This is a genomic window from Williamsia sp. z71 (genome assembly GCF_059553375.1).
Genome location: NZ_JCANWX010000002.1, coordinates 367,851 through 383,210, shown reverse-complemented (window position 1 = coordinate 383,210; position 15,360 = coordinate 367,851). Strand labels below are relative to the sequence as shown.

At 66.0% G+C, this 15,360-nt stretch carries 15 protein-coding genes and 1 pseudogene; 8 read left to right on the top strand and 8 right to left on the bottom strand.

Annotated features, from left to right (window positions below):
- Positions 1 to 21: 21 nt before the first annotated feature.
- The 5 genes from AC51GR_RS05935 to hrcA form a co-directional block, all read right to left on the bottom strand.
- The gene (locus AC51GR_RS05935) at positions 22 to 1,089 is read right to left on the bottom strand and encodes a PhoH family protein (protein ID WP_496323675.1); all 1,068 of its coding nucleotides are present in this window, start codon (positions 1,087 to 1,089) and stop codon (positions 22 to 24) included.
- Positions 1,090 to 1,189: 100 nt separating this feature from the next.
- Positions 1,190 to 1,966, bottom strand: coding sequence for an alpha/beta hydrolase family protein (locus tag AC51GR_RS05930; RefSeq protein ID WP_496323674.1), 777 nt, complete (start codon positions 1,964 to 1,966; stop codon positions 1,190 to 1,192).
- A complete protein-coding gene (locus AC51GR_RS05925) occupies positions 1,960 to 2,721 on the bottom strand; it encodes a 16S rRNA (uracil(1498)-N(3))-methyltransferase (protein ID WP_496323673.1) in 762 nt (253 codons plus the stop codon). The genes AC51GR_RS05930 and AC51GR_RS05925 overlap by 7 nt, the downstream gene beginning before the upstream one ends.
- 10 nt (positions 2,722 to 2,731) lie before the next feature.
- A complete protein-coding gene (dnaJ, locus tag AC51GR_RS05920; protein ID WP_496323672.1) occupies positions 2,732 to 3,889 on the bottom strand; it encodes a molecular chaperone DnaJ in 1,158 nt (385 codons plus the stop codon).
- 95 nt (positions 3,890 to 3,984) lie between these two features.
- Positions 3,985 to 5,019, bottom strand: coding sequence for a heat-inducible transcriptional repressor HrcA (gene hrcA, locus AC51GR_RS05915; RefSeq protein ID WP_496323671.1), 1,035 nt, complete (start codon positions 5,017 to 5,019; stop codon positions 3,985 to 3,987).
- Between the two features lie 111 nt (positions 5,020 to 5,130).
- Between hrcA and AC51GR_RS05910 the strand changes: the two genes are divergently transcribed.
- Positions 5,131 to 5,565, top strand: a complete 435-nt coding sequence (locus AC51GR_RS05910; protein ID WP_496323670.1) for a type II toxin-antitoxin system VapB family antitoxin — start codon at positions 5,131 to 5,133, stop codon at positions 5,563 to 5,565.
- Here the strand turns inward: AC51GR_RS05910 and hemW are convergent.
- Positions 5,477 to 6,649: a radical SAM family heme chaperone HemW gene (hemW, locus tag AC51GR_RS05905; RefSeq protein WP_496323669.1), complete on the bottom strand. Its 1,173-nt coding sequence runs from the start codon at positions 6,647 to 6,649 to the stop codon at positions 5,477 to 5,479. The two genes, AC51GR_RS05910 and hemW, sit on opposite strands and share 89 nt — an antisense overlap.
- A gap of 119 nt (positions 6,650 to 6,768) precedes the next feature.
- Between hemW and AC51GR_RS05900 the strand changes: the two genes are divergently transcribed.
- The 6 genes from AC51GR_RS05900 (at position 6,769) to AC51GR_RS05875 (ending at position 13,091) form a co-directional block, all read left to right on the top strand.
- The gene (locus tag AC51GR_RS05900) at positions 6,769 to 7,332 is read left to right on the top strand and encodes an ion channel (protein ID WP_496323668.1); all 564 of its coding nucleotides are present in this window, start codon (positions 6,769 to 6,771) and stop codon (positions 7,330 to 7,332) included.
- A 363-nt stretch (positions 7,333 to 7,695) separates the two neighbouring features.
- Positions 7,696 to 9,399, top strand: a complete 1,704-nt coding sequence (locus AC51GR_RS05895) for a nitrite/sulfite reductase (protein WP_496323667.1) — start codon at positions 7,696 to 7,698, stop codon at positions 9,397 to 9,399.
- The gene (locus AC51GR_RS05890; RefSeq protein ID WP_496323666.1) at positions 9,396 to 10,127 is read left to right on the top strand and encodes a phosphoadenylyl-sulfate reductase; all 732 of its coding nucleotides are present in this window, start codon (positions 9,396 to 9,398) and stop codon (positions 10,125 to 10,127) included. Before AC51GR_RS05895 ends, AC51GR_RS05890 begins: the two co-directional genes overlap by 4 nt.
- Positions 10,124 to 11,077 carry a sulfate adenylyltransferase subunit CysD gene (cysD, locus tag AC51GR_RS05885; RefSeq protein WP_496323665.1) on the top strand — a complete coding sequence of 318 codons (954 nt, stop codon included), beginning with the start codon at positions 10,124 to 10,126 and terminating at the stop codon, positions 11,075 to 11,077. The genes AC51GR_RS05890 and cysD overlap by 4 nt, the downstream gene beginning before the upstream one ends.
- Positions 11,077 to 12,372, top strand: coding sequence for a sulfate adenylyltransferase subunit 1 (locus tag AC51GR_RS05880; protein ID WP_496323664.1), 1,296 nt, complete (start codon positions 11,077 to 11,079; stop codon positions 12,370 to 12,372). The genes cysD and AC51GR_RS05880 overlap by 1 nt, the downstream gene beginning before the upstream one ends.
- Positions 12,369 to 13,091, top strand: coding sequence for a sirohydrochlorin chelatase (locus AC51GR_RS05875; RefSeq protein WP_496323663.1), 723 nt, complete (start codon positions 12,369 to 12,371; stop codon positions 13,089 to 13,091). The genes AC51GR_RS05880 and AC51GR_RS05875 overlap by 4 nt, the downstream gene beginning before the upstream one ends.
- Positions 13,092 to 13,187: 96 nt before the next feature.
- On the opposite strand, the gene AC51GR_RS05870 is transcribed toward AC51GR_RS05875, so the two are convergent.
- Both AC51GR_RS05870 and AC51GR_RS05865 read right to left on the bottom strand, forming a co-directional pair.
- A complete protein-coding gene (locus tag AC51GR_RS05870; protein WP_496323662.1) occupies positions 13,188 to 13,826 on the bottom strand; it encodes a peptidoglycan DD-metalloendopeptidase family protein in 639 nt (212 codons plus the stop codon).
- 2 nt (positions 13,827 to 13,828) lie between these two features.
- On the bottom strand, positions 13,829 to 14,425 hold the full coding sequence (locus AC51GR_RS05865; RefSeq protein ID WP_496323661.1) for a TetR/AcrR family transcriptional regulator: 597 nt from the start codon (positions 14,423 to 14,425) through the stop codon (positions 13,829 to 13,831).
- 73 nt (positions 14,426 to 14,498) lie between these two features.
- On the opposite strand from AC51GR_RS05865, the pseudogene AC51GR_RS05860 reads away from it, so the two are divergent.
- Positions 14,499 to 15,342 (top strand): annotated as a pseudogene (locus AC51GR_RS05860) (alpha/beta fold hydrolase).
- The last annotated feature ends 18 nt before the right edge of the window (positions 15,343 to 15,360 follow it).

Sequence of the window (15,360 nt, the reverse complement as noted above, 5' to 3'; positions counted from 1 at the left end):
ACAAACTCAAAGCCGGGTCCTTCATCGGTGTCGTCCGTTCCCGGCGCGGCGCTGGGCGCGGTTTCCGTGCAATTCGTTGGCGGCCTCGGCGCGTCCGTACGCGTCGACGATGTCGGAGACCAGGCGGTGCCGGACCACGTCGGCGCTGGTCAGCTGCGAGAAGTGGATGTCGTCGATGCCTTCGAGGATGCGGGCCGCGGCACGCAATCCGCTCTCGGAACCGCCGCTGGGGAGGTCGACCTGCGTCGTATCACCGGTCACCACGATCTTGGATCCGAATCCGAGGCGGGTCAGGAACATCTTCATCTGCTCGGCCGTGGTGTTCTGGGCCTCGTCGAGAATGATGAACGCGTCATTGAGGGTGCGGCCACGCATGTACGCCAGCGGCGCGACCTCGATGACGCCGGCTTCCATCAACTTGGGAATGGCCTCGGGGTCCATCATGTCGTGCAACGCGTCGTGCAACGGGCGCAGATACGGGTCGATCTTCTCGTGCAGGGTGCCGGGCAGGAATCCCAGCCGCTCCCCGGCCTCGACCGCGGGCCGGGTCAGGATGATCCGACTGACCTCTTTGTTCTGCAGCGACTGCACGGCCTTGGCCATCGCCAGGTACGTCTTGCCGGTACCGGCAGGCCCCATCCCGAACACGATCGTGTTCTTGTCGATGGCGTCGACGTAGTGCTTCTGATTGAGCGTCTTCGGGCGGATCGTCTTGCCACGCCGCGAGATGATGTCGAGGCTGAGCACCTCGGCGGGCGACTGCCCGGACCCGTCGGTCAGCATCCGCACGCTGTGCCGCACCAGGTCAGGGTTCAGCTGGGTGCCGCGGCGAACCACCGACACCAGCTCCGAGAGCACCCGCTCGGCGAGCGCGATGTCGGCGGAGATGCCGGTCAGGGTGACGGCGTTGCCCCGCACATGGATGTCGGCGGCGAGATGCGATTCGAGTTCTTTGAGGTTCTGGTCACCGGCACCGAGCAGTCCGAAGATGACATCGGGCGACACTTCGATTGTCGAGATCACCGCGCCAGGCGCCTTGCTTCCGGCCGCGCTGCTTCGCGCCCGGGTCGCGCTGTTGTCATCACTCACGAAAAGTATTTCTCCTGCTCTGCCAGATTTGTCGGTCCTTTGATTCTACGTCCATGAAACGCCGCGACTCACATCAATATTTCGGACGTTGCCAAGACCCTCATATCCCGAGTACCCGGACCGTCTCGCGATGGCCCCGGCTCCGCGGATCGACGAAGACGTCGTGCCCCTCACCTGCGACTTCGATCAGTTCGGCCGATTGGCCGGCCGCACCGGCGCGACGAACGTAGTCGCGGCTGACCTCGATCGGGACGGCGGTGTCCTCGGTTCCGTGGATGGCCACCACGTGTGCCGAGAAGACCGGCTGGTCCACCGGTGAGGCGTCGGCGTACCGGTCCGGGACCTCCGTGATCGACCCGTCCATCAGCGCCCGCAGGGACGGCCGGGACGTGCGTTCGCGGGCCTGCAGGTCCAGCGGTGCGGCCTGGGCGATGACCGTGGAGATGGCCGACTTCTCGGTCCGGGCGCCGAGCCGCGCGGTCGCCCAGACGGCCAGTTGCCCGCCCGCCGAGTGCCCGATGACGCTGACCTTCGACCAGTCGACCCGGCTCAAGATCTCCTCGGGCAGTGCGTAGCGGACCGGCGCATCGAGGGCGGAGATCGCCGCGACCACGTCGTTGCCCGTGCGGGGCCAGCCGCCGCCGTCCTCGCCGACGCGGCGATATTCGATGTTCCAGACCACTGCGCCCCGGGCCGCCAGGTCGCGCGCGATCGCGGTCTCGATGGTCAGAGCGAACTCGGTACTCCAGAAACCGCCATGGACGAGCACGATCACCGGAACGGGTCCGGCTCCTGCAACCTTCGGCAGGTAGACGTGACCGAACTGCGAATTACGTTCACCGTAAGCAACTTTCACACGTTTGACGGCGGTCACCACCGGGGACGCACCTCCCACCGCGGGGTGAGCGCGCCGATCGCACCGAGTGCGACCGCGGCCGCACTCGATGTGCGCAACACCTCGGGGCCGAGCATCACCGCGGTGGCGCCCACGGCGGTCAGATCGTCGATCTCGGAATCATCGAGTCCGCCTTCGGGACCCACTACGAGCATGATCTCCGGAACATCGAGATCCAGCGAACGCAGGCTGGTGGTCGCCGATTCATGGAGTACCGCAACCACTCCCCCGCGGACGACCACGTCGGAGGCCATCGTTCGCACGTCGCTGGTGCGCGCGAGCGGCGCGATGTCCGGAATGTGCGCGCGACGACTCTGCTTGGCGGCAGCCATTGCTGCCGAACGCCACTTGGCCACGCCCTTGTCCGCCTTCGGCCCGACCCACTTGGCGACGCACCGGGCACTCTGCCAGGGCACGATCGCGTCGGCCCCGGCCTCGGTGGCGAGGTCGACGGCGAGTTCGGACCGTTCGGATTTGGGTAGCGCCTGCACCACCGTCACCCGCGGAACAGGTGACGGGGTGGCAACGGATTCGAGGACCCGGGCACACAGAACCGACTTGCCCTCGGTGGCGGTCACCTCGCACAAGCCGGTCCGACCGGCGCCGTCGCCGAGGATGATCCGTTCGCCGACAACAACTCTGGTGACGGTGACGGCATGCCGCCCTTCGTCCCCGTCGAGCCGGGCGTCGTTGCCGGCGTCCGGCACGTGGTCGACCCAGAACAGCGGTGGGCTCATCGCTGCGGTGTCAGCGCCCGGCGAATGCGTTGCGCAGGCGTGAGAACAGACCGCCGGTGTTGGACGACTCGCTGTTCACGAGCTCGATCTGATCGTTGTCCGTGAGCTTCCGGTATTCCTTGAGTTTCGCGGTCTGCTGCGCGTCGAGGCGCGTGGGCACCACGACATCGAGATGTACGTGCAGTGCGCCGCGGACGCCGGTGTGCAGATGGGGCATGCCCTGGCCGCGAACCTTCGAGACCTGACCGGGCTGCGTGCCCGGTTCGATGATCACCTTGGTGGAGCCACCCAGGACCGTGTCGATCTCCACTTCGCCTCCCAGGGCCGCATCGACCATCGGCACGCGCACGGTGCAGTGCAGATCGTCGCCGTCGCGGACGAACACACTGTGCGGAATCTCGACGACCTCGACGTACAGGTCACCGGCAGGTCCACCACCGGGTCCGACCTCGCCCTGGCCGACCAGCCGCACGCGCATACCGTCGCCGACACCGGCCGGGATCTTCACCGTCAGCTTGCGCCGGGCCCGGACACGTCCGTCGCCGCCACACTTGTGGCAGGGATCCGGAATGGTCTCGCCGGCACCGTTGCAGGTCGGGCATGGTCGCGAAGTCATGACCTGACCGAGGAACGAGCGCTGAACCGACTGGATCTCGCCGGCACCCTGGCAGGTCGCACAGGTGACCGGCTTGCTGTCACCATTGGTGCCCGAGCCGGTGCACACGTCACACAGCACCGCGGTGTCGACGTTGACCTCTTTGCTGACACCGGCCGCGCACTCGTCGAGGTCGAGCTTCATCCGCAGCAGTGCATCCGACCCGGCCTGCACCCGGCCGCGTGGCCCGCGTCCCGACCCGCCACCGGCGTTGCCGAAGAACGCCTCGAACACGTCGCCGAGGCCGCCGCTGAAACCTCCGTTGCCGAAGCCACCGTAGCCACCGGCCCCGGCCGAGGCCAGCGGGTCTCCGCCGGCGTCGACGATGCGGCGCTTCTCCGGATCGGTCAGCACCTCATAGGCTGCCGAAATGTCCTGGAATCGGGCTTGGGCGGACTCGTCGGGATTGACGTCGGGGTGCAGCTCGCGTGCCAATTTGCGGTACGCGCGCTTGATCTCCTGATCAGTGGCGCCCCGTTCGACGCCCAGAATCCCGTAGTAATCACGTGCCACGGCGATGCGTTATCCGTTCTCTCTTCAGTTCCGGAAGTTCACCCAGTTGGTGTCCGGATAATCTCTGTTCGTTGGTCGATGTGCTTCATCGCACATCATCGGTCGGCGAGAACCTCACCGACATATCTGGCAACGGCTGCGACCGAGGCAATGGTTCCCGGATAGTCCATCCGGGTGGGGCCCAGCACGCCGAGCCCACCGAAGACTGTTCCCGAGGCACCGTACCCGGTCGAAACCACCGCCGTACCCCGCAGGTTCTCCTCGCGGGTCTCTTCGCCGATCTGAACCGTCACCGTTCCGGTGTTCTGGGTGGCGGCCAGCAACTTGAGAACCACCACCTGCTCCTCCAGTGCCTCGAGCACCGAACCCATCGCCCCTGCCATCGGGGCGAAGTCGGCGGCGGCGCGGGTCAGGTTCGATGTACCACCGAGCACCAGTCGGTCGGCGGACCGTTCCACCAGGGTCTCCACGAGCACCGTGGCAACCCGGATGAAGGGCTGACGAAGACCGTCGGGCGCCTGGTTGGCGAGCTCGGCCACCGCGTGGGAGGCGACCTCGAGTCGTTGTCCGTTCAGGGCCGCGGAGAACATGTCCCGCAGCTGGGTGATCTCATGGTCGCCCAGGTCCTCACCGAGATCGACGATGCGCTGCTCCACACGCCCGGTGTCGGTGATCACCACCAGCAACAACCGCGACGGGGTCAGCGCGACCACCTCGAGATGGCGGACCGCAGACGACGAGAGCACCGGATACTGGATCACCGCGACCTGACGGGTCAGCTGCGCCAGCAACTGCACCGAACGCCGCAGCACGTCGTCGAGGTCGACGCCGGAATCGAGGAAGCTCAGGATCGCGCGGCGCTCGACCTTGGAGATCGGTTTGACCTCACTGATCCGGTCGACGAACAACCGATAGCCCTTGTCCGTGGGCACTCGCCCCGAACTCGTGTGCGGTTGCGTGATGTAACCCTCGGCCTCGAGTACCGCCATGTCGTTTCGGACGGTGGCACTCGACACCCCGAGGTGGTGGCGGTCTACCAGCGCCTTGGATCCGATCGGTTCCTGCGTGGCGACGTAGTCGGTAACTATGGCGCGTAGAACTTCGAAACGACGGTCGTCTGTGCTCGACACGAGCGGTCACCTCCAGCCCTCACGATGGCGATTGCGTGTTCGGTGAGGGACGTTGTCGCCCTCACGGCGTTTGACCAGTCTACGGCGAGAGATACCGGTTACGGTGAACCGGTGATTTTCAAGGGCGTCCGCGACGGCAAACCTTATCCGGACCATCAGCTCTCGATCCGCGACTGGGCCAAGATCCCACCGCGGCAGCTCCGGCTCGATCAGCTGACCACCGTCACCACCGTGCTCGCGCTGGACAAGCTGTTGTCCGAGGATTCGACCTTCTACGGCGACCTGTTCGCCCACGCCGTGCAATGGCACGGCGAGATCTACCTCGAGGACGGATTACACCGGGCGGTGCGGTCGGCGCTGCGGAACCGGAACGTCATCCATGCCCGGCTCCTCGATCTCGACCACCTCTCGGCAGCGTCGGCGAACCCGGAGAACATCGACAGCACGAACGATCTGCCTACCCCGCCAAAAGGTTTCGGACGACGCCGTCCGCCAGCAGCCGACCACGGTTGGTCAGAACCAGGTCATCGCCGACCAATTCGGTGAGTCCATCGGCAATGCTCTGACGGGCCCGCGCCTGCTCACCGGCGTCCAGTTCGTCCCACGGCAGCCCGCTCGATCGCCGAACGGTCAGCATCACCGTTTCGGTGTGCCGATCCTCGGCGGTGAGTTCTTCACTTCCGGCCACGGGCAGGTCGCCGGCGGCCACCGCGGCCGCGTACCTGGCCGGATGCTTGTGGTTCCACCATCGGACCCCGGCCACGTGTGAATGGGCCCCGGGCCCGGCGCCCCACCAGTCCGCACTGTCCCAATAGCCGAGGTTGTGACGGCACTCGGCGCCGGGAACATCGGGTCGCGCCCAGTTCGACACCTCGTACCACCGCATCCCCGCCGCGGTGAGCCGGGCGTCGATCATCTCGTAGCGAGCGGCCAGCACATCATCGTCGGGGGCAGGCAGATCTCCCCGCCGGATCCGCCGGGCCAGTGCCGTGCCGTCCTCGACGATGAGCGCGTAGGCAGAGACGTGATCGACGCCTGCCTCGAGGACGGCGTCCAACGACAGCGCCAGGTCCTCATCGCGCTCACCCGGCGTGCCGTAGATCAGGTCGAGGTTGACGTGCTCGATCCCGGCGGCGCGCGCTTCCAACGCCGCGGTCACCGCCCGGCCGGGGGTATGGGTGCGGTCGAGGACGGCGAGCACATGGCTTGCGGCGGATTGCATTCCGAGTGAGACCCGATTGAAGCCGGCTCCCACGATGCCGGCAAAGAACTCCGGTGATGTCGACTCCGGATTGGACTCGGTGGTGATCTCGGCGCCGTCTGCGATGTCGAAGTACTTCCGCACCGACGTCAGCACCTGCCCCAGCCCCTCGGCACCGAGCAACGACGGCGTACCGCCGCCGACAAAGATCGTCGAGACCGGCCGCACCGGGGTCAGCTGCCGGGCAGCCATCGCCAGTTCCCCGTCGAGTGCGGTCATCCACTGGTCCGGCGACGAGGCACTGCCCAGCTCGCCGGGCGTATAGGTGTTGAAGTCGCAGTACCCGCACCGCGTGGCACAGAACGGCACGTGGATGTAGAGCCCCAGCGGCGTGTTGCTGCTGGACTGCGGAATCAGAAAGTTTTCCATCGTAAATCGATCATCCCAGGCACGCTGGTCACAACAAACTCAGGACGACTTCACGCGACAGGGGTCATGCCATGCCAGCCACAGACGAGTCGGACACAGGCGGGCCGGGCACACACGGGGTGGCCACTGGTGAAGGCGGTACGCACGAGGCCACCAAACCCGAATGGCCGACAACGCTGCTCGTGTGGGCGCTGGTGCGATCGGTGATCACCGTGGTGGTCTATCTCGTCGCCTACTTCGTGTTTCCCTGGGACAGGTTCAGCGACTGGACGGCTCTGGCGATCGTCGTCGGCTTCCTGGCCGTCGCAACAGCGACCGCGATCTGGCAGGTCGGCAAGATACTGAGATCGCCCTACCCGGCCGTGCACGCCATCGAAGCCCTGGCGATCATCGTGCCGATCTACCTACTGGCCTTTTCACTCGGCTACTTCATGTTGTCGGACAACAACCCCGACCAGTTCAACGAGCCGCTGTCCCTGATGAGTTCGCTCTACTTCACCCTCTCGGTCTTCGCGACCGTGGGCTTCGGTGACATCACCGCTGCCGTCGATACCTCCCGTGCCGTGGTCAGCGTCCAGATGGTGCTCAATCTCATCGTTGTCGGGGTGGGGATCAAGGTGATCCTGGCGGCGGTGAAATGGAGCCGCGACATCCGCAACGGGAAATCGTCCACCTCGGAATGACTCCTCCGCGCAGGTTGTTGTCTCTGAATTGAAGGCGAAATAATCCAGCCGGCCGACTTCCACTCAGGATGAGTCGAAGTAAGCCCAAGTAGACGCATCGAGGGGGGCCGTGGCACTATGGGCGACGTGACTTCTCAAGGGGTGTGGCTCGCAATGCGGCGGCACATTGATCTCAAGCGCGCATGCAGCGCGCTGTGTCGCATGTAACCAGCACGTCCGCTTCGCGACCCGCAGCCCGGGATCGCACCGGGTTCTCATACGTGCCACTCACTGCCTCCCCCTCACTTCATTTCGCAGGATCATTCGGGTGCCGTCGGCACATGCCCAGCGCTGCCCTGGATGGATCCGTCAGACAGGAGCATCATGACGTCGACGACCGACGCCCCCGGAAAGCCGCCGCAGCGCCGCGCGCGTCCCCCCAAACGCCGGGCAGAAGGTCAGTGGGCGCTCGGCTACCGCGAACCGCAGAACCCCAACGAGCAGGTCAAGAAAGACGACAACCCGCTCAACGTCCGGGCCCGGATCGAGAACATCTACTCCAAGCAGGGCTTCGACTCCATCGACAAGCAGGATCTGCGTGGCCGGATGCGCTGGTGGGGGCTCTACACCCAGCGCGCCGAGGGCTACGACGGCACCTGGACCGGTGACGACAACATCGACATCCTCGAGGCCAAGCACTTCATGCTCCGGGTGCGGTGCGACGGGGGCGCCCTGACCACCGAGCAGCTGCGCACCGTCGGTCAGCTCTCGACCGAGTTCGGCCGCGACACCGCCGATCTCTCCGACCGCGAGAACGTCCAGTACCACTGGATCGACATCCGCAACGTCCCGGAGATCTTCAGCCGCCTCGAGGCCGTCGGACTCAAGACCACCGAAGCCTGCGGCGACTGCCCCCGCATCATCCTGGGATCACCGCTGGCCGGTGAGGCCCTCGACGAGGTCCTCGACCCCACTCCCGCGATCGACGAGATCGTCCGCCGCTACATCGGTGACCCGAAGTACTCGAACCTGCCCCGCAAGTTCAAGACCGCGATCTCCGGCCTGCAGGACGTCGCCCACGAGATCAACGACGTCGCGTTCATCGGCGTCAACCATCCCGAGCACGGCCCCGGACTCGACCTCTGGGTCGGCGGCGGCCTCTCGACCAACCCGATGCTCGCGCAGCGGGTCGGTGCCTGGATCCCGCTCGACGAGGTCCCCGATGTCTGGGAGGCCGTCGTCTCGGTCTTCCGCGACTACGGTTACCGCCGGCTTCGCACCAAGGCCCGCCTGAAGTTCCTGATCAAGGACTGGGGCATCGAGAAGTTCCGCCAGGTCCTCGAAGACGAGTACCTGGGCCGCAAGCTGATCGACGGACCGGCACCCGCCCCACTGACCGCGCCGCGCGATCACATCGGCGTTCAGCGACTCAAGAACGGCCTGAACTCCGTCGGGTTCGCCGCCATCGCCGGCCGCGTCTCCGGTACGAAGCTGACCGCTGTCGCCGATGCCGCTCAGCGCGCCGGATCCGACCGCGTACGGTTCACGCCGTACCAGAAGCTGGTTGTCCTCGACGTCCCGGACGACAAGGTCGAGCAGCTCATCGAAGAGGTCTCGAAGCACGGTCTCGAGGCCCGTCCGTCACCGTGGCGCCGCAACCTGATGGCCTGCTCGGGCATCGAGTTCTGCAAGCTCTCGTTCACCGAGACCCGCAAGCGATCACAGGTCCTGGTTCCCGAACTCGAACAGCGCCTGGCCGACATCAACGATCAGCTCGACGTGCCGATCACGGTCAACATCAACGGCTGCCCCAACTCCTGCGCCCGCGCCCAGATCGCCGACATCGGCTTCAAGGGCATGCTCGTCGAGGACGACGAGGGCAAGACCGTCGAGGGTTTCCAGGTTCACCTCGGTGGCAGCCTCGGACAGGATTCCGCCTTCGGCCGAAAGCTGCGCCAGCACAAGGTGCTCTCGACCGACATCGGCGACTACATGGAGCGGGTTGTCCGCAACTTCGTCAAGGAACGCAATGAAGGGGAACGCTTCGCCCAGTGGGCGATTCGCGCCGATGAGGAGGATTTGCGATGAGTACCGCAGTTCGCGATGAAGCGCAATTGCGTGAGCTGGCCACGGCCGGCGCCGCACAGCTCGGACCGGACGCGTCCGCACAGGATCTGTTCCGGTGGACCGCCGACACATTCGGCAGCGACTTCCTGGTCGCCTCGAATATGCAGGACGCGGTTCTGATCGATGTCGCGACGGGCGCGATCAGCTCGGAGCAACTCGGCGGCAACAAGCTCAAGGTGCTCTTCCTCGACACCGGCTACCACTTCGCCGAGACCATCGGTACCCGCGACGCGGTCGAGCAGGTCTACGGCGTGGAGATCGTCACCGCCGAAGCCGAGCAGAGTGTGGCCGGGCAAGATGCGACAGTCGGCCGAAACCTGTTCGCCACCAACCCCGGTGAATGCTGCCGGTTGCGCAAGGTGGTCCCACTCAAGCGCGAACTGTCCGGCTACCGGGCCTGGGTCAGCGGGATCCGCCGGGTCGAATCCCCCACCCGGGCCGATGCCCCGCTGATCTCGTTCGACGACGCCTTCGGTCTGGTGAAGATCAATCCGCTGGCCGCCTGGACCGACGAGCAGTTCCAGGACTACATCGACGCCAATGGCGTGCTCGTCAATCCCCTCGTCGACGAGGGCTATCCGTCGATCGGATGCGCGCCCTGCACCAGCAAGCCGATTGCCGGTGCCGATCCACGAAGCGGCCGCTGGGCCGGCCTTGCCAAAACAGAATGCGGGTTGCACGCCTCATGACCATCCAACAGAGCACCAACGCCCTACCGGCAGACACCCTGCCCGTCGACACCGCCGACGAGTTCACCACTCTCGACGCCCTCGAGTCCGAGGCGATCCACATCTTCCGTGAGGTCGCCGGAGAGTTCGAGCGCCCGGTGATCCTCTTCTCCGGCGGTAAGGACTCCACCGTCCTGCTGCACGTTGCGCTGAAGGCGTTCTGGCCGGCACCGCTGCCGTTCTCGCTGTTGCACGTCGACACCGGGCACAACCTGCCCGAGGTCTTGGCGTTCCGCGACGACGTGGTGGCCCGCCACAACCTGCGGCTGCATGTCGCCAAGGTCGAGGACTACCTCGCCGACGGCCGACTCACCGAGCGGCCCGACGGCATCCGCAACCCGCTGCAGACGGTCCCGCTGCTCGACGGCATCACCGAGAACCGTTTCGACGCGGTCTTCGGCGGCGCCCGGCGCGACGAGGAACGCTCCCGCGCCAAGGAGCGGATCTTCTCGCTGCGCAACGCATTCGGCCAGTGGGACCCCAAGCGTCAGCGCCCCGAACTGTGGAACCTCTACAACGGCAAGCATGCGCCGGGTGAGCACGTCCGCGTGTTCCCGCTGTCCAACTGGACCGAGCTCGACGTCTGGCGCTACATCGCCCGCGAGCAGGTACTCCTGCCGTCGATCTACTACGCCCATCAGCGTGAGGTCTACTCCCGCGACGGCATGTGGATGACCCCCGGTGTCTGGGGCGGCCCCGCCGAAGGCGAAGAGTTGCAGACCCTTTCGGTCCGTTACCGGACCGTGGGCGACGGCTCCACCACCGGCGCGGTCCTCTCCGATGCGGCCGACAACGAAGCCGTGCTGGCCGAGGTCGCCGCATCCCGACTCACCGAACGCGGTGCCACCCGCGGCGACGACCGAGTGTCCGAGGCCGCCATGGAAGACCGCAAACGAGAAGGTTATTTCTGATGAATCACGCCCCCGATCTTCTCCGACTGGCCACGGCCGGCAGCGTCGACGACGGCAAGTCCACCCTGGTGGGCCGGTTGCTCTACGACACCAAATCGGTTCTGGCCGACCAGATCGACGCCGTCACCCGCGCCTCGGTGGACCGCGGCCTCGACCAGCCCGACCTGTCGCTGCTGGTCGACGGACTGCGCGCCGAACGCGAGCAGGGCATCACCATCGATGTGGCCTACCGCTACTTCGCCACCCCGACGCGGTCGTTCGTCCTGGCCGACACCCCCGGACACGTGCAGTACACCCGCAACACGGTTTCCGGTGCCTCCACCGCCGGCCTGGTGATCCTGCTGGTCGATGCCCGCAAGGGCGTCATCTCGCAGACCCGTCGCCACGCCGCGGTGATGGCGCTGCTCGGCGTGCCCCGTCTGGTGTTGGCCGTCAACAAGATCGACCTCGTCGACGACCCCGAGAAGGTCTTCAACGAGATCCGCACCGAGTTCACCGACATGACGACGTCGCTCGGCTGGAGCGCCGAACGTGTCGTGTCCATCCCGGTGTCCGCGCTGCACGGCGACAACGTGGCGATCCGGTCGGACAAGACCCCGTTCTACAACGGCCCCACCCTGATCGAGCACCTCGAATCGGTACCTGCCGGTGAAGACCGCAAGCCGGTCGGCTTCCGGTTCCCGGTCCAGTACGTGATCCGGCCGCGCACAGCGGAATACCCGGATTACCGTGGCTACGCCGGCCAGGTTGCCGCCGGCCGCGTGACCGTCGGCGACGAGGTGGTGATCCTGCCCTCGGGTACCCGCACCACGGTCGAACGGATCGACACCGCGGACGGTTCGCTCGAATCGGCACACACCGGCCGCAGCATCACCCTCATCCTCGCCGAGGACGTCGACGTGTCCCGCGGTGATGTCATCGCCGCGGTGGCCGATGCACCCGAACCGATCTCGCAGTTCAGCGCAACCGTCTGCTGGCTCGGTGACAAGCCGTTGCGTCCCGGCGCCCGCCTGCTGCTCAAGCACGGGGCCCGGACCACTCAGGCCATCGTCGGCGGACTCGAGGTCCTCTTCGACGAGCAGGAACTGGTCTTGCGGGAGTCCCCGGATGCGCTGGAACTGAACCAGATCGGCCGTATCTCGGTGCAGACCGCACAGCCGGTCAGCGCCGACGACTACAACACCAACCGCGAGACCGGCAGCTTCCTGCTGATCGATCCGCAGGGTGGTAACACTCTCGGCGCCGGCCTGGTGGGTGACGCCCTGTCGACGTTGCACCTGAAAGAGCTTGTGTGACAACACTGGTTCTCGCCGCCCACGGTAGCCGCGACCCCCGGTTCGCGGCCACCGTGGAACGGATCACTGCAGCCGTCCGCGCTCGCCTACGCGACGTGGATGTCCGACTGGCCTACCTCGACCTGAACACCCCCACGGTGTCGCAGGTCCTGGCCGACTGCCGCGGTGAGGTTTTATTGGCGCCGCTGCTGCTGTCGGAGGCGTTTCACAGCAAGATCGACCTGCCCGCGCTCGTCGATCAGGCCTGCGCCGCGAATCCGACCCTGACGGTTCGGCAGTTGCCGACCCTGGGCGGGGACCCCCGGATCATCACCGCCCTGATCCAGCGACTCAACCAGGTCGGCCTGCGGCCCACCGACGGTGTCCTGATGACCGCGGTCGGATCCAGCGATGCCGCGGCCGACGACGCGGTCCGTCGCAGAGCCACGGAGTTGGCGCTCGAAATCGGCACGCCGCTGGTGCAACTCGTGTTCGCCACCCGGCTGGGCGAGGACAACCGCAACCTGCGCTCAGCCATCGGACGGCTCCGCCGCGAAGGTGCCCGGCGCATCGTCGTGAGCCCGTACTTCCTGTCGGCCGGGCTGCTGACCGAGCGTGTCGACACCGCCGTCGACGCCCTCGCCCCCGGTGCCCAGATCGCCGGACCACTCGGAGCCCACCCGGCTCTCATCGACGTCGTCTGCGACCGCTACCGCGCCGCACTTCCCGTCTCCGCCTGACGCGCGCCCACCCGACTCCTCCCGCAAACGAGCCACGTATACGAAGACGAGCCACAAATTTGTGGCTCGTCTTCGTATAGGTGGCTCGTTTGACGGTTAGCCGTGGACGATCTGGGACTCCCCCGGCATGAAAACGCCTGTGCCCGCCCGACGGAACGCCATCGGCAGACCTCGGGTCGTGGGCCAATCCAGTGAATCGGTGACCTGGATGTGGACGTGCGGCTGGGTGCTGTTCCCGGAGTTACCGCAGTCGGCAATGTGATCGCCGGCCGCGACGACATTCCCCACCGCCACGGCAATCGATCCACGACGCAAGTGCGCCAGTAAGACATATGGACCACCGAAACCCAGATCGATCACCACATGATTCCCGGCAATCGCATTGGAGCCCTGCCCAACTCGACCAGCCTGCCCGATCGCGTACGGCAACAGCGCAAGCTGTGAGCGGCGCGCGGCATGGTCGACCTCACCGTCGTGGACGATCACCACAGTTCCGGCACCGGGCGCCAACACCGGTTGACCGAATCCGACGAACAACTCGGGACGCTCGACCGACAGCGCGGTCCGCCACGTCCGCGGCGCCGGTCGTCCGGCCCCATCCACCGCGATGAAATCGATGGCGTAGGTGGTGCCGAACAGATGTGTTCCGTGACTGGGTATCCGGCGGGCAGGACTGTTGCGGGCCATCCAGCGTCCGCGGAACGGCAGATCGAGCACCACCGGATCTGAACCCATCCCTAGTGTCTAATCGCGGGCACGGGCCCGAGCGCGATGCCCTCGTACGTCCCCGACAGCGCCCGACCGGCCGCGAGCAGCGGCGCCTTGCTGCGAAGCGTCCGCGCCATCACAAACGCACCCTCGAGCGAGCACACGATCGCGGTGACAACTTCTTCGGCGAGATCTTTGTCCAGGCCGCGACTCTGAAAATAGCTGCGCCCGAGCATGATCCAATCACCGAAGACCGACGCCGCAGCCATCCGCAACGATTCGTCGGCGTTCGCGACCTCTCCGGCAACGGTCGAGACCGGACACATGTTGGCGTATCCGGTCAGTTCCATGTCATCGGCGGCTTGGCTGAACGCCGCCCGGATCCCGGCACCCAATTCGGATTGGTCGGCCATCACCATGGGTAGGACCGCCGCGTATGCAACGCCGGCATTGACCAGCGCTTCTCGCGCGATCTGAGCCTTACCCTCCGGAAAGTGGTGGTAGATCGAACCGATCGGAGCACCCGACGACGCCACGATCTGCTTCATGCTCAGCGCCGCGTAACCGTGGACGCGCATGAGTTCGATTGCGGCCGTCAAAATTGTCTCGCGGGTACCCCTTGCCATCCAGACCTCCTGCATCACATACTAGAACAACTGCTCTAGAACGAACGCTCTAGTAGGCTTCGAGGAGATTCAGATGGAGAACGTCGAACTGACCGCCGGCACCATCGAATACCGGGAAGCCGGCGATCCCCACGGTCCTCCGGTGGTGCTCCTCCACGGTCTGCTCATGAACGACCATCAGTGGGATCTGGTATTACCGCTGTTGCCCAAGACATTTCGGTATCTGCTGCCGGTGCTACCACTGGGCGGCCATCGGAACCCGATGCGCCCCGAGGCAGACCTCACGATGCCCGGGATGGTCGCCATCCTGTCCGACTTCCTGTCCGCGCTCGATCTCCGGGGACGCAACTCTGGTGGTCAGCGACTGGGGTGGGCCACTGTTCCTACCCGAGCTGCAGACCGGGCAGCGGGTGAGCCGGCTGGTGATCTGCCCCGCCGAGGCATTCGACAACTTCCCGCCCGGATTCCCGGGAAAGATGGCCGTCCTGGCGGCCTCGGTACCGGGAGGAATCAAGTTCGCGCTTCTTCAGTTCCGTAGCCGGATCCTCCGCAGAACCCCGATGGTGCTGGGACTGATGGCCAAGAAGCCGATCCCCGACGACATCATCACGGCGTGGACCGATCCGGGACTCGCCTCGGCCGGTGTCCGCCGCGATGTACTCACCTACGGCCGCGGAACCGACTATGGCAAAGCCGCCCTGATCGCCAACACCGAGAAGTTGCGTCAGTTCACCGGCCCCGCGTTGGTGCTGTGGGCACCGGAGACCAAGGTGATGCCGCGCGATCACGGGCGCCGACTCGTCGACCTGCTCCCGCAGGGGCGACTCGTCGAGATCGATGACGCCTACGTCCTGATCATGCTCGATCAACCCGAACGCACCGCCGAACTCATCACCGAGTTCCTCCAGACCACCTGACAACCCCGACCGCCGCCG

Coding starts and splice junctions, on each gene's coding strand:
- AC51GR_RS05925 (WP_496323673.1), bottom strand. CDS start 2,721: ATGAGCCCACCGCTGTTCTGGGTCGACCACGTGCCGGACGCCGGCAAC.
- cysD (WP_496323665.1), top strand. CDS start 10,124: ATGACCATCCAACAGAGCACCAACGCCCTACCGGCAGACACCCTGCCC.
- hemW (WP_496323669.1), bottom strand. CDS start 6,649: ATGGAAAACTTTCTGATTCCGCAGTCCAGCAGCAACACGCCGCTGGGG.
- AC51GR_RS05890 (WP_496323666.1), top strand. CDS start 9,396: ATGAGTACCGCAGTTCGCGATGAAGCGCAATTGCGTGAGCTGGCCACG.
- AC51GR_RS05880 (WP_496323664.1), top strand. CDS start 11,077: ATGAATCACGCCCCCGATCTTCTCCGACTGGCCACGGCCGGCAGCGTC.
- AC51GR_RS05895 (WP_496323667.1), top strand. CDS start 7,696: ATGACGTCGACGACCGACGCCCCCGGAAAGCCGCCGCAGCGCCGCGCG.
- AC51GR_RS05865 (WP_496323661.1), bottom strand. CDS start 14,425: ATGGCAAGGGGTACCCGCGAGACAATTTTGACGGCCGCAATCGAACTC.
- AC51GR_RS05870 (WP_496323662.1), bottom strand. CDS start 13,826: ATGGGTTCAGATCCGGTGGTGCTCGATCTGCCGTTCCGCGGACGCTGG.